General features: G+C 72.0%; 17 protein-coding genes. 11 read left to right on the forward strand and 6 right to left on the reverse strand.

Translation table 11 applies throughout. The annotated features are described in order from the left end of the window. Positions 1-67 precede the first annotated feature (67 nt). Positions 68-1,297: a right-handed parallel beta-helix repeat-containing protein gene (locus tag G443_RS01385; protein WP_026418818.1), complete on the reverse strand. Its 1,230-nt coding sequence runs from the start codon at positions 1,295-1,297 to the stop codon at positions 68-70. Between the two features lie 258 nt (positions 1,298-1,555). Between G443_RS01385 and G443_RS01390 the strand changes: the two genes are divergently transcribed. The 5 genes from G443_RS01390 to G443_RS24795 all read left to right on the forward strand — a co-directional run bounded on the left by G443_RS01390 (position 1,556) and on the right by G443_RS24795 (position 7,397). Beyond that, positions 1,556-3,121 (forward strand): deoxyguanosinetriphosphate triphosphohydrolase family protein, encoded by a 1,566-nt coding sequence (locus G443_RS01390; RefSeq protein WP_026418819.1) that lies wholly within the window; start codon positions 1,556-1,558, stop codon positions 3,119-3,121. A 374-nt stretch (positions 3,122-3,495) separates the two neighbouring features. Continuing rightward, entirely contained in the window at positions 3,496-4,167 is a 672-nt protein-coding gene (locus G443_RS01395) for an acVLRF1 family peptidyl-tRNA hydrolase (RefSeq protein ID WP_026418820.1), read from the forward strand. A 141-nt stretch (positions 4,168-4,308) separates the two neighbouring features. Then, positions 4,309-5,937: an ABC-F family ATP-binding cassette domain-containing protein gene (locus G443_RS01400; protein WP_026418821.1), complete on the forward strand. Its 1,629-nt coding sequence runs from the start codon at positions 4,309-4,311 to the stop codon at positions 5,935-5,937. Positions 5,938-6,119: 182 nt separating this feature from the next. Beyond that, the gene (locus G443_RS01405) at positions 6,120-6,329 is read left to right on the forward strand and encodes a helix-turn-helix domain-containing protein (RefSeq protein ID WP_016699280.1); all 210 of its coding nucleotides are present in this window, start codon (positions 6,120-6,122) and stop codon (positions 6,327-6,329) included. Between the two features lie 300 nt (positions 6,330-6,629). After that, a complete protein-coding gene (locus tag G443_RS24795; RefSeq protein ID WP_211237527.1) occupies positions 6,630-7,397 on the forward strand; it encodes a phosphotransferase in 768 nt (255 codons plus the stop codon). 58 nt (positions 7,398-7,455) lie between these two features. Here the strand turns inward: G443_RS24795 and G443_RS01415 are convergent, their stop codons facing one another. Continuing rightward, positions 7,456-8,187 carry a 3-keto-disaccharide hydrolase gene (locus G443_RS01415; RefSeq protein WP_026418823.1) on the reverse strand — a complete coding sequence of 244 codons (732 nt, stop codon included), beginning with the start codon at positions 8,185-8,187 and terminating at the stop codon, positions 7,456-7,458. Positions 8,188-8,289: 102 nt separating this feature from the next. Further along, on the reverse strand, positions 8,290-12,495 hold the full coding sequence (locus G443_RS01420; protein WP_245588788.1) for a PQQ-dependent sugar dehydrogenase: 4,206 nt from the start codon (positions 12,493-12,495) through the stop codon (positions 8,290-8,292). 419 nt (positions 12,496-12,914) lie between these two features. Between G443_RS01420 and G443_RS01425 the strand changes: the two genes are divergently transcribed. After that, positions 12,915-13,523, forward strand: a complete 609-nt coding sequence (locus G443_RS01425) for a TetR/AcrR family transcriptional regulator (protein WP_026418825.1) — start codon at positions 12,915-12,917, stop codon at positions 13,521-13,523. Positions 13,524-13,577: 54 nt separating this feature from the next. On the opposite strand, the gene secD is transcribed toward G443_RS01425, so the two are convergent. Together secD and G443_RS01435 are read right to left on the reverse strand one after the other, a co-directional pair. Next, positions 13,578-15,926, reverse strand: coding sequence for a protein translocase subunit SecD (secD, locus tag G443_RS01430; protein ID WP_026418826.1), 2,349 nt, complete (start codon positions 15,924-15,926; stop codon positions 13,578-13,580). A gap of 90 nt (positions 15,927-16,016) precedes the next feature. Beyond that, on the reverse strand, positions 16,017-16,400 hold the full coding sequence (locus G443_RS01435) for a hypothetical protein (RefSeq protein WP_253860092.1): 384 nt from the start codon (positions 16,398-16,400) through the stop codon (positions 16,017-16,019). A gap of 291 nt (positions 16,401-16,691) precedes the next feature. Between G443_RS01435 and G443_RS01440 the strand changes: the two genes are divergently transcribed. Continuing rightward, on the forward strand, positions 16,692-20,000 hold the full coding sequence (locus tag G443_RS01440; RefSeq protein WP_026418828.1) for a UvrD-helicase domain-containing protein: 3,309 nt from the start codon (positions 16,692-16,694) through the stop codon (positions 19,998-20,000). On the opposite strand, the gene G443_RS01445 is transcribed toward G443_RS01440, so the two are convergent. Next, positions 19,982-20,542: a GNAT family N-acetyltransferase gene (locus tag G443_RS01445; protein ID WP_026418829.1), complete on the reverse strand. Its 561-nt coding sequence runs from the start codon at positions 20,540-20,542 to the stop codon at positions 19,982-19,984. The genes G443_RS01440 and G443_RS01445 overlap by 19 nt on opposite strands. Positions 20,543-20,988: 446 nt before the next feature. On the opposite strand from G443_RS01445, the gene G443_RS01450 reads away from it, so the two are divergent. The 4 genes from G443_RS01450 to G443_RS01465 all read left to right on the forward strand — a co-directional run bounded on the left by G443_RS01450 (position 20,989) and on the right by G443_RS01465 (position 23,038). Beyond that, positions 20,989-21,192, forward strand: a complete 204-nt coding sequence (locus G443_RS01450) for a cold-shock protein (protein WP_026418830.1) — start codon at positions 20,989-20,991, stop codon at positions 21,190-21,192. A 112-nt stretch (positions 21,193-21,304) separates the two neighbouring features. Further along, the gene (locus G443_RS01455; RefSeq protein WP_156038808.1) at positions 21,305-21,736 is read left to right on the forward strand and encodes a hypothetical protein; all 432 of its coding nucleotides are present in this window, start codon (positions 21,305-21,307) and stop codon (positions 21,734-21,736) included. A gap of 261 nt (positions 21,737-21,997) precedes the next feature. Continuing rightward, a complete protein-coding gene (locus G443_RS01460) occupies positions 21,998-22,561 on the forward strand; it encodes a TIGR03086 family metal-binding protein (protein WP_026418832.1) in 564 nt (187 codons plus the stop codon). Positions 22,562-22,600: 39 nt separating this feature from the next. Beyond that, the gene (locus tag G443_RS01465; RefSeq protein ID WP_026419822.1) at positions 22,601-23,038 is read left to right on the forward strand and encodes an ester cyclase; all 438 of its coding nucleotides are present in this window, start codon (positions 22,601-22,603) and stop codon (positions 23,036-23,038) included. The last annotated feature ends 58 nt before the right edge of the window (positions 23,039-23,096 follow it).

Raw genomic sequence — 23,096 nt, forward strand, 5'->3', positions numbered from 1 at the left:
CACTGGAACCGGGGTCGGCCCTGGTGGGGGCCGTCGCGACGTGGCGGTCGTCCTTCCCCGCTCCGGTTCAGAACCGGGCGCCGATCGGCGAACCGTCGGCGGGCACGAGGAAGTCGGAGCTGGGTACTGAGCCGTCCGGAGACCGGGGGCCGGTGAGGATCGCCGGGTCCACGCTGAGCAGGTCCGCCGCCGTCCAGTCCTGCCCGCCGCTCCACGAGTTGCCCGTCCCCGACGGTGTTCCCCGCGACACCGAGCTGGCGTTGCCGACCGCGAGGTTGCCGATCAGCACCGCTGGTGACCGGCGGAGGTCGAACCCGTTGCCGCCGTTGCGGTAGGCGGTCGAGCGCTCCACCCGGTGCGCCCCGGGGTTGCCGTTGTCCTCGAAACCGTCGACGGCGTTGTCGAAGGCGATGCTGTTCCGCACCTGGTGGCCCACGGCCGGGGCGGGGGATCCGCCTCCGAGCTTGAACCCGTTGCCGTCGCCCTCGAAGTCAGGGAACCCCCACCGGTTCTCCCCGTTGCCCCACGCCACGCTGTCCTCGATCGTGATGGGCGATTCGAACATCCACGCGTCGAACCCGTCGTCGGCGTTGTTCCAGAGCCGGGCGCCTCGCACCACGTTGCCCTCGCCCCGGCCCTCCTTGATGGCCAGCCCGTCGGCGCTCTCCCCGTTCTTCCTGGGGTCGTGGTTGCCGTACGAGTCCAGGTCGAGGATGAGGTTGCGGCTCGACTCGCCCTGGAGTTGGAACCCGCTCTCGTAGTTGTCCCTGGTCACCAGGTTGGCGAAGACGTTGTCATCGCAGTCGGAGCAGTAGATCCCGTAGGGGCCCCGGATGATCTCCAGGTCCGTGATGTGCCAGTGGGATGCCTCCTGGTGGATGGCGCCCCGTTCCGGTCGCGGGATGCTCCCCCCGATCGGGGTGTGCGAGGCGGGGAGCCCGTCGCCGTCGATGACGGCGTGCTCACCCGGGTAGCTGGTCAGGGTGATCGGGGCGTCGGGGGTGCCGTCGCGGTCGATGGTGATGTTCGTCGTCAGCCGGTACACGCCCTCGCGGACGGCGATGACGTCGCCCGGTCCGGCGAGTTCGACGGCCCGGTGGATCGTCGCCAGCGGAGCGGCCACGGTTCCCGGCGCGTCGTCGTCCCCGTCGGTGGCGACGACCAGGGTGGGGTCGCTCGTCGGGAGCGGGGTGAGCGCCGGGCCGTCCGGTGCCGGCGGCGAGTGGGTCAACCCGCCGGCGGCCACCGCGGTGAGGACGGCGATCGTGGGCGCGACACGACGTGCGTGCGGAATCATCGGGGTCTCCTCGTCGACGATGACGGGCGGGGACGGTCCCGGTACCCGGTGCGGAGGTCCGGGGAGTGCGCCGATTCTCTGCCCCGTCAGTGCCACCGGGTACCGCCGGCCGCTGTCCGGTAGTGGTCAGCGGGTGCGCACCGTGAGCCCACCGTGGACCTGGGCGGTGAGGAGCCTCCGGGGGAAGGCGGTGTGGCGCGCGGGGGCGTGTGCGGTGTTGGCACCGGTGCGGACCGCGCCGGTACTACGGTCGGGGGCGTGACGAGCCACTCCGAAGTCAGGGCGGTCCGCCGCGGCGGGCACGCCACCCGTGGTGCCGCCGAACTCGCCAGCAGCCCGTTCCGGGTCGACCGGGACCGGGTCGCCAGCTCCCCCTCGTTCGCCCGCCTCGGCGCGGTCACCCAGGTCGTCAGCTCCACGGGCAGCGGCCTGCTGGTGCACAACCGGCTGACGCACAGCCTGAAGGTCGCCCAGGTGGCCAGGGGCATCGCCGAACGGATCCACGCCGACGCGCGCCAGCACGCCGCCGTCGACCGGCTCGGCGGCCTGGACCTGGACGTGGTGGAGGCCGCTTCCCTCGCCCACGACCTGGGACACCCGCCGTTCGGTCACCTGGGCGAACAGGTGCTGGACCGGCTGGCCCGGCACCGGTTCGGCCTGCCCGACGGGTTCGAGGGCAACGCCCAGACCTTCCGCATCGTCACCACCACCGACGCCGGTGGGTTGCTGACCCCGGGCCTGGACCTCACCGCGGCGGTCCGGGCAGCCCTGCTCAAGTACCCGTGGACCCGGCTCTCCTCCCCGCGACCGCACCCCCGGACGATGCGGGTCCCGCCCCGGGGGGCCGCCGAACCACCCGACGCACCCGGCACCGGGTCGGCCAAGTTCTGCGTGTACGTGAGCGAGCTGGACGACCTCCTCCAAGCCCGCGCGCCGTTCCTGGGTCGGATCGACGACTGGCAGCAGACCGTCGAAGCGTCCGTGATGGACACCGCCGACGACATCGCCTACGCCATCCACGACCTGGACGACTTCTACCGGCTGGGGGTGCTCCAGCACGCCACCGTCGCCGCCGAGCTCGGCGGGTGGCTGGCCTCGGCGACGGAACTGGCGGGTCTGAGCGAGGCGGACCTGGGCGGGCACAGCCGCCAGCCCGGCCGTTCCGTCGAGGAACTGCGGCGGAGGTTGCACGCCAAGGACTCCTGGGTCGTCGACGACGAGGCCTTCGCGATGGCGGTCTCCCGGGTGCGGAAGGAGGTCGTGGACGGCCTGCTCGCCGCGCCCTACGACGGATCGGTCGAATCGGAGCAGGCGGTGGCGGCCTTCTCCTCGCGGTGGTCCTCCCGGTTGGTCGACGGTGTCCGGGTCGTCGAGGAACCAGCGGTCCGCCGTGGACACGTGACGCTCGCCGCCGAGCAGTGGCACGAGGTGCAGGTCCTCAAGTTCGTCCACCGGCGCTTCGTGCTGCTGCGGCCCGACCTGGCCATGCACCAACGGGGGCAGGCCCGGCTCCTGACCCGTCTCGTGGAGGCGCTGGACCAGTGGCTCAGCGACCGGTTGGAGGCGGACCGCCTTCCCCGCCGGCTGCATGACCTGGTCGAGCTGGCGACGGTTGAGTACGAGGACCTGGGCAGGACCTCACCGGAGGTGCTCGTCGGGGCCACCGGTGACGAACCCAGGGGCCCCGACGCCGTGCGCGGCCTGGCCAGGGGGCGGGCCGTGGTCGACTTCGTCGCCGCGCTGGGCGATGGCCAGGTGCCCGCGCTGATGGACGCGTTGTCCGGTCGTTCCAGCAGGCTGTGGACCGAGACCTTCGTGCTCTGAGGCGGGTGGGCATCGACGGGAGCCGCGTGACCCGCCCCGCCCTCGGTGGGACGCGCACGCGGGGACGTCCCGATCCAGCGCCGGCGCGGGTGGTCGGCCGCTCGGTGGCGCCCCTGCCGGCGGCGGCCGCACCCGGAGCGGATCGGCTCCGACATCGCACCCGCCGCCACGTCGGCGGCGTCCCGCCGGCCTAGGCTCGGTCGCGTGATCCGCCCTGCCGTGTTCCCTCGCACTCCGCACGCGGCGAACGCCGCGCCTCCCGCTGTCCCCCGGCGAGTCCGGAGGTCGCCGCGCGCGCTCCCGGGACGGGGGGACCCGGGCTGGCCGGCCGGCCCACCGCCGTCCTGGTCCCGGCGAGGGGCGGAGGTCCGGGGATGAGCAGGGTGCGCCAGGTCGCCGGCGGTGGCCGCGCGGTCGAGGTGTCCCCGGAACGCCTCGGGGGCTGGTTCCTCCGGTTCTCGGAGCGGCACGGCGGGGTGACGGGAACGGAGGTCACCGCCAGGGAGGTGCGGGTCGTGGGTGCGGACGGGGCCACCGCCACGGTGCTGGTGCCTTTCCAACCGCTGGTCGCGGGGCACGGCCGGTACCCGGGGCTCGAGGTGGGGCCGCTCGTGGACCACGCGCTCGCCCCGAGGTCGATCGGCCTGGTCCTGGTCCGGCTGGGCGGTCACAGCGTCGGCGTCGTCGAGAACGGCGCCGTGGTCGTCTCACGGACCGGACGACGGCAGGTGCACGGCCGCAACAAGGCCGGCGGGTGGTCCCAGCAGCGGTTCGCCCGCCGCCGGGAGGGGCAGGCGCGACTGGCGCTCGACGCGGCCGCCGACACCGTCGCCGAGGTGCTCGTGCCCCGGCTGGCCGCCCTGTCCGCCGTCGTGCTCGGCGGCGACCGCCAGGCCCTCGACGCCCTCCGGGCCGACCGCCGGCTCGCCGGGGTGTTCGCGCTGGCCGAGGACCGGGTGCTCGACGTGGGCGAACCCCGCCGCACGGTGCTCGACGAGGCCGCGCGGCGCGCGCGGGACGTGGAGATCGTGGTCAGGGACAGGTGATCGCCGCGGCGGCGGGCAGCGAAATCGGCTTGCCGTCGGCCCGTACACTCGGCATGTGGTCGGCATGGTGCGGGCAGCGGGCCCGGTCATGGTGATGACGGTTGGTGTGTGCGCTCGACCACGTTCGCATCGGAGTTTTTCTTGATCTCTGCGACAGACCTTGAACTGCGCGCTGGTTCGCGGATCCTGCTGGCCGACGCCACCCTGCGGGTGCAGCCGGGCGACCGGATCGGGCTGGTGGGACGCAACGGCGCTGGCAAGACGACCACCCTGCGGGTGCTGGCGGGCGAGGGGTTGCCCTACGCCGGCGAGGTCCGGCGGTCCGAGGAGCTGGGCTACCTCCCGCAGGACCCCCGGGAGGGTGACCTCTCCGTGGCCGCCAAGGACCGCGTCCTGTCGGCCAGGGGGTTGGACGAGCTGCTCAGGGAGATGGACAAGGCGCAGACCGCGATGGCGGAGCTGGTGGACGACGCGCAACGCGACTCCGCCGTCCGCCGGTACGGGCGGCTCGAGGAGCGCTTCTCCGCGCTCGGCGGGTACGCGGCGGAGAGCGAGGCGGCCCGGATCTGTTCCAACCTGGGACTGGCGGACCGGGTGCTCGACCAGCCGCTGCGCACCCTCTCCGGCGGCCAGCGCCGCCGGGTCGAGCTGGCCCGGATCCTCTTCGCCGCTTCCGAGGCCGGGGTGAACGGGCGGTCCACCACGACGCTGCTGCTCGACGAACCGACCAACCACCTCGACGCGGACTCGATCGGCTGGCTGCGGGACTTCCTCAAGGCGCACTCCGGTGGGCTGGTGGTCATCAGCCACGACGTCGACCTGCTGGCCGCCGTGGTCAACAAGGTCTGGTTCCTGGACGCCACCCGGAGCGAGGTCGACGTCTACAACATGGAGTGGCGTCGGTACCTGGACGCGCGGGCCGCCGACGAGAAGCGGCGCCGCCGGGAGCGCGCCAACGCGGAGAAGAAGGCCGGCGCGTTGATGGCGCAGGCCGACAAGATGCGGGCTAAGGCGACGAAGGCGGTCGCCGCCCAGAACATGGCCCGCCGCGCCGAGAAGCTGCTGGCCGGGCTCGACGAGCAGCGGGTCGCCGACAAGGTGGCCCGGATCGTCTTCCCCAAGCCGGCGGCCTGTGGTCGCACCCCGCTGACCGCGGAGAACCTGAGCAAGTCCTACGGTTCCCTGGAGATCTTCACCGGCGTGGACCTGGCGATCGACCGCGGCTCCCGGGTGGTGGTGCTGGGGCTGAACGGCGCGGGCAAGACGACGCTGCTCAGGTTGCTGGGGGGGATGGAGCCCGCCGATGCCGGCTCGGTGGTGGCCGGGCACGGCCTGCGCCTGGGTTACTACGCGCAGGAACACGAGACCCTCGACCACGAGGCCAGTGTGTGGTCGAACATCCGGTCGGCGGCGCCCGACACGCCGGAGCAGCAGCTGCGGAGCCTGCTCGGCGCGTTCCTGTTCACCGGGGAGCAGCTCGACCAGCCGGCGGGCACTCTCTCCGGTGGCGAGAAGACCCGGCTGGCCCTCGCGGGACTGGTGTCCAGCGCGGCCAACGTCCTCCTCCTCGACGAGCCCACGAACAACCTCGACCCCGCCAGCCGGGAGCAGGTGCTCGACGCGCTCCGCAGCTACCAGGGTGCCGTGGTCCTCGTGACCCACGACCCGGGCGCCGTGGAGGCGCTGGAACCGGAACGGGTGATTTTGCTTCCGGATGGTACCGAGGATCACTGGTCCGAGGAGTATCTGGACCTCGTGCAGTTGGCGTAGTGTGATCCCGCCGAATGGCGGTCTACGCAGGTTGCGGGCGTGTGACGTGACCCGTCGTCGCGGCGGGAACACTTTGCGATGTTTTCCCATGATCGCCTGGCATTAACGCTGTTGGTGTTCGATCATTGCGGCGACAGGGGCCCGGGAGCGGCCCGACCTGCTCGGACGGAAGGCGGGACAAGGTGGCTGACCTGAAGAAGGGCGCCCGCATCACCGGCGCCGCACGGGACAAGCTTGCGAGCGACCTCAAGAGGAAGTACGAGAAGGGCGCGAGCATTCGCGCCCTGGCCGAATCGACGGGCCGTTCCTACGGCTTCGTGCATCGCGTGCTCAGCGAGTCCGGTGTGCAGCTCCGCGGTCGTGGCGGTGCGACCAGGAGCAAGAAGAAGTAGGCGATGCCCCCAGGTGACGTCGCGGCTAGGCCTCCCGCCCGCGTGTCCGGACACCCCGGAACGCGGGCGGGCCCGCGTCCGGCCTCGGAAGCGGGGCGTCCTCGGTCCAGGTGAACCGCCGTCACCCACGACCAGCCAGCCCGGCTGGACCCGGCCGTCACGAGAACGCCCCGCCACCCCCTTCCCGGCGGACCGGTCGCCAGCGATCATGGTCGGAACAGCTGGCCGAACGGGACGACGGCCGCTCCGGTGCTCCTCGCGTCGGGCCGCCCTCCCCCGTCGAGGGAGCGGGAGGGCACCGTGGAGGAACCGTTGCCGGGCGGGAACGCCGACGCCGGACAGGTGGTGCGGGTCGGGGACACCGTGCGTCGGCCGGGGAGGCCGTGGACCCCGGCGGTACTGGCCCTGCTGGCTCACCTGCGTGATCGAGGCCTGTCGTGGGTGCCCGAACCGCTGGGGGTCGACGAGCGGGGGCGGTCCGTCCTGCGCTACCTGCCCGGGGACAACCCGTTCCCCGCAGGTCTCTCCGCCTTCGCCACCGACTCCGCCGTCCACCGCGTCGGCGCGATGATCCGCGATCTGCACGACGCGGTCGCCGACTTCGTGCCACCAGTCGACGCGCGCTGGCAGGTGCTGTACCCGCACGCGGGGAACGAGATCATCGCCCACCAGGACCTGGCGCCCTACAACGTGCTGGTCCACGGCGACGAGTGGTACCTGATCGACTGGGACGCCGCCGCGCCCGGTGACCGGCTCTGGGACCTCGCCTACGCCCTGCGGGGTTTCGTCCCGTTGAGCGGGGACGGCGCGTGGGAACCGGGCGGTACCGAGCGGCGGCTGCGGCTGGTGGTGGACGGGTACGGCGCCACCGGCCCGGAACGGGAGCTCCTGGCCGGCCTGGTGGTCGAGCGGGTGAGATCGATGGCCGAACTCCTCCGGGAGGGGTGGCGGCACGGCCGGCAGCCCTGGGCGCGGATGTACGCCGAGGGCCACGGGCCGTACTGGGCGGCGGAGGCCGGGTTCGCCGCCGCACGCGTCGAGACCTGGCGGAGGGCGCTCCTCGCGTGAGCGGCGTCCCCCGCCAGGTCAGCTCCCGCCCCGGGTCAGCCCGCTCGGCGGCGCCCGATCAGCGGCAGGACTCGACCAGCCAGATGTCGCGGAACTGCGTCCGGGTGTCCGGGTCGTGGTTCTGGAGCCCGATGTGCCCGACGGTCCCCCGGTCCGGGTCGTCACTGGTGAAGTCGTTCACCAGCTCTCCGTTGAGGTAGACCCGGTAGCGCTCGCCCTCGACGCGCAGCGCGTACCGGTTCCACTCGCCGACCGGCCTGGACGGGTGGGAGGTGGCGTCCTGCTGGTTGTAGATCGCTCCCGTCTTCTGCGGGTCGCCGCCGGGGTTGTCGTTGATCTGCACCTCGTACCCGTGGTCGACGGCGACCCAGGGGTCGTCACCCGGGTCGGGGAAGCGCAGGAAGACACCGGAGTTGTCGGTCTCGGCCGTCACCCTCCAGTCGAGGAACAGGGTGTAGTCGCCGAACGGGGCGCGGTCATACCACAGCAGACCCATCCCGTCCCGGGTCTGGAGCGTGCCGTCCACGACGTCGAAGCCGCCCGGACCGGCCTGCGACCAGCCCTCCAGCGTCTCACCGTCCCACAGGCGGGTGATGCCGTGCCCGGGCAGGCCGCCGGGCAGGCCCGCGCAGCGCAGGGCACGGGGCACGTCCCGCGCCGAGGCTTCCGCCGCTTCCGGAACCGGGGTGTCCTGGGTGGAGGGGTCCGAGGAGGTCGGGGTGGGTCCGGCGAGGACACCGGGGGTCACCAGGGCGAGGCCGGCGACGACGGCCGAGATGAGTGCGCGCATGACGTTCCCTTCTCCGTGTTGTCGGCATGGGGTGCCGGAGGGGGGCGGCACGCGCCGCCCCCCTCCGGCCCGAGGGCCGTCCGAGCTGGTCGGTCGGTGCGATCAGTCGCGTCGACCGATGTCGGACGAGACCGCGGCGTGGATGACCCGGGCCCGTTCCGCGGTGTCGAGCAGCCCCTCCGCCGCGAGGTCGGCGGTCAGCTGGCGGACGTGGGCGACGAACACGGCGTGGCCCGACCACTCCCTCGTCTCGTCCACCAGGTCGTTGACGGTGCACCCGTCATCCCTGACCCGGTTGGGGACGCCGCTGTCCTGGCCGGCGTGGACGGTCTCCCGGAGATCCGAGCCGGGGCAGGCGTCGTGGCGGATCACGAAGGAGAGCTCCGCCTCCTCCGACACCGCGCCCCCCGCCGTCCGCGAGCGGTAGCCCAGGACGTGTTCGCCCTCCTCCTCGCTGGTCAACGGTTCGGAGTAGGTGCTCCAGTCGCCGTCACCCCACCGGTACTCGATCTCGGTGCCCTCGCCGCCCTCCTCCACGGAGAGGGTGGCGGTAACGGGGGAGTGGTAGGTGCCCTCCCAGTCGCCGTGCGGGTCACCGTTGGGCTCGGCCGGGTCCAACGCCGCAGTGACCGCCGGGGCGCCGGGCGGCTGCTCGTCCTCACCCAACGGCTTGATCCGCAGGTTCCGGAAGCGCAGCTGCGAGTCGGCGTTCTCGACGCCGATGTGACCGCTCAGCCCCCGGCTGCCGTCACCGGTGTACTCGGTGACGATCCGGTCGTTCAGCGTCACCGTGTACTGCTGGTCGACCACCTCGATCTCGAAGGTGTTCCAACCCCCGTACGGCGGATTGGCGGTCAGGTACTTCGCCGCCATGTAGCCGTTGATGGAGCCGGTCCGGTTGATGGCGTCGTCGACCCGGTCGAGGATCGCCACCTCGTAGCCCTGGTCCGAGGGCACCGAGAGGTCGCCCCGAGGGTCGGGGAAACGCTGGTAGAGACCCGAGTTCGCGCTGACGCTGTAGGTCTCGTACTCGGCCTCCAGCACGTAGTCGTCGAACTCCCGTTCGGCGTACCAGAGGATGCCCCGGGGGCCGTGCGGGCGCAGCGTGCCGTCCTCGTCGACGGTGAACCCGCCGCCGCCCAACTGCTCCCAACCGGCGAGGCTCTTCCCGTCGTAGAGGTTGAGGAAGCCGTCCTCGTCGGCCACCACCTGCCAGCTGGCGGCCGCCGTGGCCGTGGACAGGTCGGTGCGCAGGTTCAGGATGTCGGTGCCGTCCGCGCCACCGGTCACGAGGGTGTCCCCGCCCCGGACGCAGCCGCCCCCGTAGCCGAGGCAGGCCACCACCCTCTCCTCCGAGGTGACCGTGCTCGCGTAGTCCAGGGTGACGGTGCCGTCCTCGTCCGGTGTGCCCACCGTGCGTTCCACCAGCAGGTGGGGGACCCCCTCGTCCTGCCCCGGGGGGAGGGGGCTGGCCGGGGACCGCCGGTAGACCTCCAGGGTGACCTCCGCGTCGCGGGCCTCCTCGCTGACCGTCGCGGTCACCGTGTGGGTGTCGTCGGTGGTCAGCTCGGCCTCGGCGGGGTCGACGGCCAGCGTTCCCGTGACCGCGTCGTGCACGGTCACCTCCACGGTGTCGGTCGCCCGCACCACCCCGTCCGGGTCGGTGACCGTCACCGTCGCCGTGTGCTCACCGGTCTCGGTGTAGGTGTGCTCCACGGCATCCCCGGACGCGGCGGCACCGTCGCCGAAGTCCCACTCGAAGGACGAGCCCTCCGGCAGCGCCTCGCCCTCCGCGGTGAAGGCCACGTCCAGCGGTGCCGGGCCGCGGTCGACGTCACCCACGGCCTCGACGTGCCGAGGTCCGGCCGCCCCGAGGCCCTGGAACGAGATGTGGTCGAGGTCGAACAGGTTCGAGCCCTCTCCCGCGAAGACGAGGAACAGTTCGTGCGTGCCCCCGGGGTCGGTCAGTTCCACCGGGTCGAGGTCGACGAACTCGCCGTCGCCCGAGGGCACCGGCAGCGTCGCGACCAGCTCCCCGTCCGGCGCGCCGAGGCGCAGCTCGACGGCACCCTCCGCGTCACCGGTGGCGACCCGCAGGTTGACCCCGTCGATGTTGAGCAGGTTCATCGGGCGGTAGGAGATCCAGTCGCCCGGGTCGATCTCGGTGACGACCTGACCGCCCTCGGCGCCCTCCCGGTCGCCGACGCTGATCCCCTCGGACGAGGAGAAGTGCTGCGCCTGCTTGGTCTTGGGCTGGAGGATGATCTCCTGCTCGCTCGTCGTCGAGCCCACGCCGTCCGAACCCCGGTCCGAGTAGCTGGTCCGCGCCACCCAGAACAGGTTCGCGTCACCGCTGTGCGAGCCGGACTCGGGGGAGAACACGCCCTGGCAGTTCTGGAAGTTGTCCTGCGGGTGGGCGTGCGTGTCGTGCCCGAGCGCCGTCTGCGTGGTCACCTCCGTGCAGGAGATGCCGTCGCCGATCGACCCGTCCTCGACGTCGTCGACCTCGACGCGGTACGCGATCTGGTCCTCCCAGTCGAACATGCTGCCGTCGGGAGGCGTCGAGAAGCGGACGTCGGGCGCGTTGTTGCCGATGGTGATCGTGATGCGTTGCACCGTCTCGCGACCGGCGGTGTTGCTGACCGTCAGCTTGGCGTGGTAGATGCCGTTCTCGGCGTAGGTGTGCCGCGCGGTCGGCCCCTCGGCGTCGTCCACGCCGTCACCCTCGAAGTCCCAGGCGAAGGTCAGCTCACCGCCGTTGGGATCCGTGCTCCGGCTGGCGTCGAAGGACACCGGCAGCGGGGCCTCACCGGAGGTCTGGTCGACGCTCAGCTCCACGGCCGGCGACTGGACGCCCTGGGTGTGGTCGATGCGGTACAGGCCGGCGTAGGTGCCCGGCGTGAAGAACCCACCGCCGTACTCGAGGACGTAGAGCGAGCCCTCCGGCCCGAACTCCATGTCCATCGGCTGGTTGAAGTCGAGCTCCTCGAGGAACGGCGTCATCGACTCGTACTCGCCGGACTCGTCGAACCGGACGTCGGCGACGAAATTGCGGGAGTATTCGTAGAAGAAGTGGGCGCCGTCGAAGGACTCGGGGAACTTCGTGTTCGACTCGAGGTCGGGGTCGTAGCGGTAGACGGGGCCGCCCATGGCGGTATTGCCGCCCTCGCAGGGCAGCTCGGGGAATTCGTCCGAGCAGCCGTAGGAGTACCAGACGTCCGCCGCCGTGGCCGGGGGGAGCTCGGCGAGGCCCGTGTTGTTCGGCGAGTCGTTGACCAGGTTGGCGCAGTCGAAGGTCTCACCCGACTGACCGTTGGTGAAGTCGTAGTCCACGTAGGGGGTGTTGTTCCCCATGCAGTACGGCCAGCCGCCGTTGCCGGGCCCGTCCATCAGGTAGACCTCGTCGAAGGCCTCCGGACCGCGTTCCGGGTGCGCGTCCCGCGCGTCCGGGCCCACGACGCCGAGGAAGATCCGCCCGGTCTCCTGGTCGACGCTGAAGCGGAAGGGGTTGCGCAGGCCCATGTAGTAGATCTCCGGGCGTGTCCCCTCGGTCCCCTCCTCGAAGAGGTTGCCCTCGGGGATGGTGTACCCGCCGTCGTCCTGGACCGTGATCCGCAGCAGCTTGCCGCGCAGGTCGTTGGTGTTGCCGGAGGAGCGCTGCGCGTCGAAGGGTTCCCGTCCCTCCCGCTCGTCGATCGGGGTGTACCCGTCGGACGCCCAGGAGTTGGTGTTGTCCCCGGTGGAGAGGTAGAGGTTGCCCTCCGCGTCGAAGTCGATGTCGCCACCGACGTGGCAGCACAGGTCCCGCTGGGTCGGCACCTCCAGGATGACCTGCTCGCTGGCGAGGTCGAGGGTGTTGCCGTCCAGTTGGAAGCGGGAGAGGACGTTGCGCGGTTGCGGGTCCGGCGGGGCGTAGTAGGTGTACACCCAGCCGTTGTCCTCGAAGTCCGGATCGAGGGCGATGCCCTGGAGCCCGTCCTCCTCACCGGCGTAGACCTCGATGTGGCCGGCGGTCGTCACGTTGTACGAGTTGGGGTCGAAGATCTTGATGGTGCCCCGGCGGTCGGTCATGAGCACCCGGCCGTCCGGTGCCACGGCCAGGGCCATCGGCTCCCCGACGTCCTCGGTGAGCTGGATCTTCTCGAAGTCCCCGTCGACGGCCGCGTACGGCCGGAGCGTCGCCGTCGAGCTGACGTGGACGGCGTCGTCGGGATCGTCCGGTTGGGCCGCTGCCGGCGGACCGGCGAGCGGGAGCAGCAGCGCGGCCGCGGCGAACGCGGTCACCGCACGGCGGCGTGACAATGACATGCTTCGTCCTTTCCAGACAGGGCACAGCCAGGGGTGTGTTCTCCCCGCCGCCACGGAGAACACCCTTCCGCCCTCGCGGGGTGAATGCTAGGAGTCCCGGTGGGAAAAAGCACGGGGTTAATTTTCGCCCATTGCTGTGCTATGGAAGTGGCGATCCTCTGCCATGTGAGTGAGGGCGGGTCTCTCAATTCCGTCACTGTGCGTGGTTCGCGGGCTCGGTGATCCGTGGAATTAGACGATTCGGGTTCGGCGGATTGTTCTCCTTTCGGGTTCGTCCATTGCGCGAACAAAGGAAAATCGCCGACCCCGGTCACTCGGCCGATCGGTTCGCGACACGTGCGGGTCCTCCGGGTACCTCGGGCCCGCCCGGCGTGCGGGTATCTTCCGGGCGAGGACGACCGACGGGAGCTGAACCCGGTATGGGGCGACGTGGGGAACGCCGGGAGCTGCTGGCGGAGGCCGCGATCGAGGTGCTGGCCGCCGTCGGTGGGCGAGGGCTGACACATCGGGCGGTGGATCGTGAGGCGCGCGTCCCGGAGGGGACGACGAAGAACTACTTCCCCTCCAGGGAATCCCTCCTCGCGGCCATCGCCGACCACCTGGCGGAGGACCACAGGGCCGCCGTCGCCAGCCTGCGCAGGCACACCCCCGAGTCGGTGACCGCCGGCCAGCTCGACGCCCTGTACCGGGGCATGTTGCGGCGTTCCACCGGCGTGGGCCGGTCCCGGCTCCTCGCGTTGCTCGAGCTCTACCTGGAGTCGATCCGCCGGCCCAGCGTCCGCGACGCGTTGGGTTCGATGGCCCTGGCGAATACCGACGCGACCATCGCCCTGCACGAGAGCGCGGGCCGGCGCCTGACCCGGGCCCAGGCCGGCCGCCTCGACGCCTACCTGCTGGGGCTCTCCCTGCTGCTGCTCGCGCTGCCCGCCGACGTGCTGCGCGGCGCGGGCCTGGACCCGGCGCCGCTGCCGACCGACGCCATCAGCGACGGGCCGGAACGTGACGGCGGGCCCGGCTCACCGAGGTGAACCGGGCCCGCCAACCACCGCCCCCGGGGCGCGCACCGCGACCCGGGGGAACCGTCACACCACGGCGCCGGTGCTGTTCTCGTCGCGACGCTTCTTCTTCTTGGGACGCGCCGCGCCCGGCCACCTCGTGTCGAGTAGCACGGCGAACGGCGACGCCACGGTGATCGTGGTGACGTTCCCGACGAAGCTGCCGACGATCACCGCGAGGGCGAAGTCGACCAGTGAGCCACCGCCCAGGAAGAGCAGCGCGCCGAGCACCGCGAACACACCGATGCCGGTGTTGATCGTCCTCGGCATCGTCTGGAGGATCGCCAGCCCCGCCACCCGGAAGAACGGGTCCTTCGGGTGCGAGGCGCGCAGCTCCCGGACCCGGTCGAAGACCACGACCGAGTCGTTCACCGAGTAGCCGATCACCGTCAGCATCGACGCGATGAACACGCCGTCGACCAGCCGGCCCGTCCAGGCGAAGAACCCGAGCAGGAAGAGGATGTCCGCCGCCAGACCGGCCATCACGGCAACCGCCAGCCGCCAGTCGAAGCGGAAGGACAGGTAGATCACCTGCACGAGCACCGCCAACAGGAAGGCGAGGATCGCCTGGTTCCGCAGCTCGTTGCCCATGCTGGGGCCGATCAGGTCGGACCTGAGCTGTTCCACCTCACCGCCGGCCGCCGTGCTGACCGCGTCGGCGATCCGGCCGACCTCGGACTCGTCCAGGGGAACGGTGCGCACCGAGATGCCGTTGTCGTCGGTGCTCGACACCTGCGCGTCGGGGAACCCGGCTGCCGCCAGCTCGGAGCGGACGTCGCCGAGATCGACCTCCTCCGACGAGGAGTACTCCAGGTACCTGCCACCGGTGTACTCGACACCGAGGTTGAGCCCGCGCACGGCCAGCCCGAGGCCCACGACGAGCAGCACGACCAGCGATCCCACCAGCCAGCGGCGGTGCCGCCGGTAGAAGTCGGGCGACCGCCGCTCGAACCACTGGCGGACCCGACCGATGCTGGCGATACCGCTGATCGCGGGCTTCCTCGCCACCACACCCCGGAAGGTGAGCTGCTGCAGGACCCGGCTGAGCACGAAGGCGCTGAACATCGAGACCGCGACACCGACGCTGAGGGTGACGCCGAAGCCCCGCACCGGGCCAGCGGCCAGGGCGAACAGCAGCGCCGCCGCCAACAGGGTGGTGATGTTGGAGTCCGCGATCGCGGTGAGCGCGCCCCGGAACCCGCCCGTCACGGCGTTCTGCATCCGGCGGACCGGGGACTTGGTGCCCGCTCCCGCCGCGTACTCCTCCCGGGACCGTTCGTAGATCAGCACGTTCGCGTCCATCGCCATACCGATGGCGAGAACGAAACCCGCCAACCCGGGGAGGGTGAACGTCGCGCCGATCGCGAGCATCAGCCCGTAGGCGATCGCCGTGTACCCGGCGAGCGCGATGGTGGCGATGAGACCGGCCATCCGGTACACGACCAACAGGAAGAGACCGGTCAGCGCGACACCGATGATCGAGGCCATCACGCTGGCGTCGATCGCGTCCTGCCCCAGGGTGGGGCCGACGGTCCGCTGCTCCACGACCTCGACCTGGACGGGCAGCGCGCCGTCGCTGATCAGCAGGGCCAGCTGGTTGGACTCCTCCTCGGTGAAGTCACCGGTGATCTGCGTGGTCCCCCCGGTGATACCGACGTTGCAGCGCACGTCCGGCGTCACCTGGGGAGCGGAGATGATCTCGTTGTCCAGGACGATGGCCACCCGCCGCGCGGGGTCACCGTTGGGCGCGCACGCGGCCTGGCCCGTGATGTCCGCCCACCCGCGGCCGTCGTGGAAGTCGAGGGAGACGTGCCAGCCGAGCCCCTGCTGGCCGTCCAGCCTGGCGGTGGCCCGGTTGATGGCCTCACCGGTCATCGCGGCCGGCGCGAGCTGGAGCCGCTGGCCGCTCTCGTCGGGCAGCACCAGTTCACCGGTCTGCTCCTGGTCGGAGTCCCCCTCCGGGGGGGTCGACTCCTCCGGAGGAGCCAGGCCGACGACGGGGTGGATCGTCAACTGGGCGGTCCGGCCGATCGTCTCCAGGGCCTCCTCAGGGTCCTGGACGCCCGGCATCTCCACGACGATGCGGTTGGAGCCGGACCGGATCAGGTTCGGTTCGGCCACTCCGAGGGAGTCGACGCGGCGGCGCAGCACCTCCAGCGTCTGGTCCATCGTCTCGTCGTCCAGGGTGCCCCCGGGGGCCTCCTCGGCCTCCAGGGTGATCTGGGTGCCGCCCTGGAGATCGAGTCCGAGCCGGGGCTCGGTCGTGAGCAGCATGGTCCCCGCGCCGAGCAGCACGAGGAGGGCGAGCAGTCCTCGGAGGAGGAGCGAACGTTGGTCCGAGGAGCGGGTCGAGCGGGTGGAGCGGGGTGGTGGCACGGTGTGGTCTCCACTGCGGTGGGCGCACGACGGCTGGTGTCGCCACGTGCTGGGGTGACGGGGGCGGCGGTCGCCGTCCCTCCGGACGCCTCAGTGCCGTGCCACCCCGGGCGGTCCCCGGCCGGTGCTCATGCCGTCCGCGCCGGGACGGGCCGGAACCCGCGGCGGGGACAGACGGGGGAGGTGGGCGGTGAACGGAGCCCGACCCAGTAGCGGAGCGCCACCGTCCAGCACGGCGGGATCACGGGTGGGCCCGGTCTCCCCGACCGCCTGGTGGGCGAACGCGGCGAACGCGGCGAACGCGGCGCGGGCGGGCACCGGTCCGCCGGACCCGGTCCGGGTCGCGCGAGGGCCGGTCCGTTCGTGCTGGTTGGCCGGGTCCGCGCGCAGCGCGTGCGACACGCCGCCGGCCGGGCCGGTCCCGCCCGCGCCGGGCCGGGCGGCGGCGGGGCCGCCAGTCCCACCAGCGTGCACAGCGCACCCACGAGCACCATGCCCGACCACGACAGGAAGCGGCCCGGGCGTGCGCTCATGCGTGCTCCCTGGGTCGCCGTCAGTGGTCGCGCGGAGTGTATCGGGACCACGGGGGGTGTCCAGTAAGCCGGAAGGACCCTTCGCGTGCCGTCCACCGCACGGCCGTTGGGGTCGGGACGCCCTCGCGAGCCACCGCCCGCGCCATCACCCGGAGCGACCAGTCGGGACCGACAGCGATCTCCCGCCGGACGCGCCCGTCGCGTGGATGACGGGGCATGACAAGATCCACCAGTGCGCTTCTTCGCCGATCTGCACATCCATTCCAAGTACTCGCGGGCCTGTAGCCGCGACTGCGACCTCGAGAACCTGGCATGGTGGGCCCGGCGCAAGGGCCTCCACCTCGTCGGGACCGGCGACTTCACACATCCTCGCTGGTTCGAGCACCTCCGGGACACCCTCGAACCCGCCGAACCCGGGCTCTTCCGCATCAGGCCGGACCTGGACCGGGACATCCTCCGCCGCCTGCCGGCCTCCTGTTCCTCGCCGGTCCGATTCCAGCTGTCGGTGGAGATCTCCACCATCTACAAGGCGGGCGAGCTGACCCGCAAGGTCCACCACCTGGTGTACATGCCCGACTTCGCCGCGGCTGAGGAGTTCAACCGCCGGCTGGGCAGGATCGGCAACCTCGGTTCCGACGGGAGGCCCATCCTGGGCCTGGACTCGCGGGACCTGCTGGAGATCGCGCTGGAGAGCGGCGACGGCGCCTACCTGGTGCCAGCCCACGTGTGGACGCCCTGGTTCGCGGTGCTGGGCTCCAAGTCGGGGTTCGACACGGTGGACGAGTGCTACCGGGACCTCGCGCCGCACGTCTTCGCCCTGGAGACCGGCCTCTCCAGCGATCCCGCCATGAACTGGACGGTCTCGGGACTGGACCGCTTCCAGCTCGTCAGCAACTCCGACGCGCACTCGCCTCCCATGCTCGGACGGGAGGCCACCGTCTTCGACACCGAACTGGACTACCACGCGGTGCGCCGCGCCATGGAGACGGGCGACGGACTCGCCGGCACCGTCGAGTTCTTCCCCGACGAGGGCAAGTACCACCTGGACGGACACCGCAAGTGCGGGGTCCGGTGGACACCCGACCAGACCAGGGAGCACGGCGGGACGTGCGGTGTCTGCGGTCGGCCCGTCACGGTCGGCGTGTCGAACCGGGTCGCCCAGCTCGCCGACCGGCCGGCCGGGCACCGGCCGGAGAGGGCGACGCCCTTCCGGAGCCTGGTCCCCCTGCCGGAGATCATGGGGGAACTGCTCGGCGTCGGGCCCAAGAGCAAACGGGTGCTCGGCGAGATCGCGGAACTCACCGGCCTGTACGGACCGGAACTCGCCATCCTCGACGAGGTGCCCGTCGACGAGCTGTCCGCGCGGTCGACCCTGCTCGGTGAGGCCATCGCCAGGCTGCGCCGAGGCGAGGTGATCCGTGACGGTGGCTACGACGGCGAGTACGGGGTCATCCGGCTCTTCGAACCCGGCGAGCTCCGGCGCGACCGGGAACGGCACACCCCCGCCCTCTTCGACGCCGAGCCGACCCCCGCCCCCGTGCGGGCGAGGCCGGGAACCGTGCCCGGTGGAGCCCACGCGGCGACCACCGCCGGGGCCCCCGGTGTTCGGGGAGGGGCGTCGACCCCGCAGCCGACCACCGCCGCCGCGCCGGACGGCGCCGTGGAGGGGACCCCCGTGGCGGCGGAACAGTCCGACGGCCCACTGGCGGGGCTGGACCCGGACCAGCTCCGCGCCGCCGGTGCCCCGGCGGGACCCCTGCTCATCGTCGCCGGTCCGGGAACCGGCAAGACCCGCACCCTGACCCGCCGCATCGCCCACCTGTGCGCGCGGGGCGTACCACCCGAACGAGTCCTCGCGATCACCTTCACCAGGAGGGCTGCCGAGGAGATGGCGGAGCGGTTGGCCGACCTCGTCGGCGACGCGGCCCGCGCCATGGCGGTGACCACGTTCCACTCGTGGGGTCTCCGGCTGCTCCGCGAGTTCCCGCAGCGGTTCGGGCTCACCCCCGACTTCGCCGTCGCCTCCGAGCAACGACGACTCGAGGTGGTCGGCACCCTCACCGGAGACGCCCGCGGCGCGCGGGCCGTGCTGGGCGAGCTCTCCCGTCTCCGGAGGTCCGGGTGCGTGCCGACGGGCACCGCCGCCGTCACTCCGGGCGAGGACGGTGCCGGGACGCCCCCCGAGGTCGGCGCGCCCAGCGGGGAGCCGGATCCGGAGCTGGTGGAGCTCGCGACCCGCTACCTGGGGGTGCTGCGCTCCCACGACCTCGTCGACCTCGATGACCTGGTCGCCCTGCCCACCGAGCTGCTGGAGTCCGACGCCGACCTGCGCTCCCTGGTCCGTGCCCGGCATCCGTGGGTCTCGGTCGACGAGTACCAGGACGTCGACGAGGTGCAGTACCGCCTGCTGCGGGCGCTGGTGCCCCCCGAGGGGAACCTGACCGCGATCGGTGATCCGGACCAGGCCATCTACTCCTTCCGGGGGGCCGATGTGCGCTTCTTCCTCCGGTTCCAGGAGGACTTCCCCGGTGCGAACACCGTGTCGCTGACCAGGAACTACCGCTCCAACCGGCACATCGTCGCCGGGGCGCTCCAGGCGATCGCCCCGACCACGCTGGTCCCCGGACGAGCCCTGCTCCCCTCGGCGGCGCTCCCCGCGACGAGGATCGGCCTGCACCAGGCCGGGGACGAGCGCGCCGAGGCCTCCTTCGTGGCCAGGACCATCGATGCCCTCCTCGGTGGTTCGTCGTTCCACTCGCTCGACTCCGGGCGGGCCTCCGGTGAGGGCGACGAGGGGCTGGGCTTCTCCGACATCGCGGTGCTCTACCGCACCGACGCCCAGGCCTCGGCCGTGGTCGAGGCGCTCACCGTCGCCGGCGTCCCCTTCCAGAAGCGGTCGCACGACCGGTTGCGGGAACGGCCCGGCGTCGCCGAGCTGGTGGCCGAACTGCGGTACGTCCCGCCAGCTCCCCCAGGCGGCGGAGGCCCGGTGACCGTGCTCGACCGGCTGCGGCGCGCGGCCGACCGGCTGGCCGCTCGCGTCCCGGTGGGTGAGCGCGCCGAGCGGCTGGTCCTGCTCGACACGGCGGTCGACCTGCTGCGAGGACTGGCCGCACGCTGCGGGGCGGACCTGGATCGCTTCCGGGACGAACTGGCACTCGGAGTGGAGGTCGACACGCTCGACCCGAGGGCCGACCGGGTCGCGTTGCTCACCCTGCACGCCGCGAAGGGGCTCGAGTTCCCCGTCGTGTTCCTCGTCGGATGTGAGGACGGGCTGTTGCCCCACCGCCTTCCCGGCACACCACCGGGGGAGCAGGACCCGGCGGCGCTCGCGGAGGAACGACGGCTGTTCTTCGTGGGCATGACCCGGGCCCAACGCCACCTCTACCTGAGTTCGGCCGCGAACCGGTTCCGCCACGGCGCCAGCCGGCCAGGGGTGCCCTCGCCCTTCCTGTCCGCCCTCGACGGTGGGGTGTACCAACGCATCGGGCAGGCTGGCCCGAAGGCCAGCCGGCCGGCGCGTCAGCTCCGACTGCTCTGATCGCCGCGAACGGGGGCTGCCTCGCCCCCGGCCAGGCTCTTCTCGAACCAGTGGTCGGAGTACGGGGCGTTCGAGTAGGCCGGGATCTCCCGGAACCCCCGGCTCGTGTAGAGCGAGCGCGCCTCGACGAGATCGGCACGGGTGTCGAGTCTCATCCGGGTGGCGCCGAGATCCCGGGCCGCGTCCTCCGCGGCCGAGAGCAGCCGCGCGCCCAGGCCCCGTCCCCGGTGGTCGGGCAGGACGAACAGGCGTGTGAGTTCCGCGGTCAGCGGGTCGAGCACCCGGACCCCGACGCACCCGGCCGTCGTCCCCGCCCACCGGGCGAGGAGGAACTCGCCGTGCGGGGGAGTGAGGTCGTCGCTGGGCTCGTCGGCGAGTGCCGTCTCCCATTCGGCGGTGGTGGCGGGACGACCCCGCCGGACCAGGAAGTAGCGGTCGACGATGTCCCGATAGTAGGTGCGCGACACGGCCACCGATTCGGCCGCCCGGACGTCCTGCGGCTGGATGACCCACCGTGCGGGGCCGGCGGGAACGCTGCTCATGCCGTCATTCTCGCGCCTCGCCGGCGCCGAGGGGAGATCACCCCGCACCGGCTCCCGCCAGGGGGCCTGGCCAGCCCCGACGGGGGCCGATCGCCGCGCTGGCACGCGGTGGGCCGGTCCTCGCCACGCCCGACTCGCGGGTCGTGGTCGATCGAACCGGATGGTGGCCTCGCGGACCCTTCTCCGCAGGTCGGACTGGCCCTCACCCCGTACGGTGACGACGCCGCGCCCACAGATTCCCCCGTTAGGCCGCTACCCGTCACGGAGCCGCGTGCTAACCTTGCACTCGGTTGCTGTTGCAGTTCCTCGCATGTTCTTGGACGCCCGCGGAGCCACATTGCGGGCGTTTTTTGTACGTGGGCCCCGGTCCATGACGGGGGACGGTCACAACCAGGGAGCCGCGCAGTGCGGTTCTCGATAACGTCCCTCACAAGGAGACACAGTTCATGGCTCAGGGCACCGTCAAGTGGTTCAACTCGGAGAAGGGCTTCGGCTTCATCGCCCAGGACGGGGGACCGGACGTGTTCGTCCACTACTCCTCCATTGACACCCAGGGGTTCCGCACGCTGGAGGAGAACCAGCGCGTGGAGTTCGACATCACCCAGGGGACCAAGGGCCCGCAGGCCGAGCGCGTCCGTCCGCTGAGCTGAGGTGTGACCACCGTGTGCCCCGGCGAGTCTCCACTCGCCGGGGCACACGTCTACTGATGGTCGTCCGTCGTAGGGTCGTGGTGTGCGTCGGGAGAGTCACCAGGGGAGTGCTGTGAAACGCAGGATGGATCTGGGAGCGGTTCGTTTTCGACTCCGCGTGACCTGGCACCGCAAGGTGATGCTCACGCTCACGGGATCCACGCCTCGGAGCTGCCGGGTGGATGTCGGCCTGCACCAGGTCGTCGTGCGAGCGGGGCGGTTCTTCCGCACCGCGTTCCCGCTCGGCGCCGTGCAGGCGGTGCGGGTACTGCCGCACCACAAGGCACCCGGGGCGGACATGCGCTCCCGGGACGGCGTGCGCCTGCTGGGTGCGCGGACCTCGGTGGTGCAGATCCTCCTGGAGGCTCCGGCGCACGCCCGGCGCCTCGGCCGGCGGGTGGCGGTACGTCGGCTCACCCTCTCCGTGGACGACCCCGGGCTGCTCAAGACGGTGTTGAGCAACCGGGGCAACCGGTGGCGGCGCCAGGAGTGGTCCGCCAACTGAGACGGGGTGGGCTGACCCGCGCCTCGGGCTCCCCCAGGGGTGCGGCGAACACGGCTCGTCCCGCCTCGCGCGTACCGTCCAGCGCGCCTCCTGCCCGCCCAGCCCTTCGGTCGCGGTGGCCTTCCCCCGGCATCGGCCGGGGGGTTGCGGCCCTCCGGCCCCGGGTAGCCCTGGTGCGAGGTCCCGCCACTGGCGGGCCGTCGCGTCGACGGTGCGGGCCGGGCGCGGGACGACGAGGACCGGGGCGAGGGGAGACGGCTCATGGACCTGCTCACGGCGCACGGCAGGGCGATGGCGGAGTTCGACCGACGGGTCCGGCAGGTGACCCCCGACCAGTGGACCAACGCCACTCCCTGCACGGAGTGGACGGTGCGGGACCTGGTGAACCACATCGTCACCGAGCAGCGGTGGGCACCGGTCCTGCTCTCCGGGGCCACCGTCGCGGAGGTCGGGGACCGCTTCGACGGGGACCAGCTCGGTCCCGATCCCGTGGCGTCCTGGGCGGAGGCCTCGGCCGCCGCCCGCGAGGCCTTCCGCCGGCCCGGGGTGCTGGAGGGGCGGGTGAGCGTCAGCTCCGGATACCTCCCGGCGAGTGAGTACGGCTGGCAGATGACCTCCGACCTCGCGATCCACGCGTGGGACCTGGCCAAGGGGATCGGTGTCGACACGACCTTGGACTCCGGGTTGGTCGAGGCGGTGGACGACGTCATCCGTCCCGAGATCGACGACTGGGACGCCGCCGGCATCTACGCGCCCCCGGTGCCCGTGTCCCAGGCATCGGATCCCCAGGCGCAGCTCCTCGGACTTGTCGGACGTCACCCCTAGCATCGCCGTGGAACGCGGACGACGGGAAGGAACGCGCCAGTGGAGACGACGGATCTCGCGATGCGCTACGACCGGTGGCTGACCGGGTTGTGGCAGGCCCCACCGGAGCGGATGGCCGGGTTGGCGCGGGAACTGTTCACCGAGGACGCGGTGGGGCACTGGTCCCGGGGCGACGCCCACGGCCCCGAGGGCATCGCGGCGAACGTCCGCGAGACGACGGCGTTGTTCGACGAGGTCAGGACGGAGCTCCTGGTCGGCCCCGTCGTCGACGGGGCGCTGGTGTCCGCGGTCTGGCGCTTCTCCGGACGCGTGCGGGCCGGGGTTCCTGGCGTGACCGCCGAGCCGGGTGGCCTCGTCACCTTCACGGGCGCGGACATGTTCCGGGCCGTCGGCACCCGGTTCGCCGAGTACTGGCCGCACGGTGACGCGTTGAGCTGCCTGTCCCAGCTGGGGCTGGTCCGGATGACGACGCCCTGATCCGGGCCGGGCTCGCCTCACCGTCCGGTTCGGCCGCGCTGGTCCGCCTCGGGCGGGG

The organism is Actinoalloteichus caeruleus DSM 43889, assembly GCF_000429185.2.
In the GTDB taxonomy this organism is placed as follows: Bacteria; Actinomycetota; Actinomycetes; order Mycobacteriales; family Pseudonocardiaceae; genus Actinoalloteichus_B; species Actinoalloteichus_B caeruleus.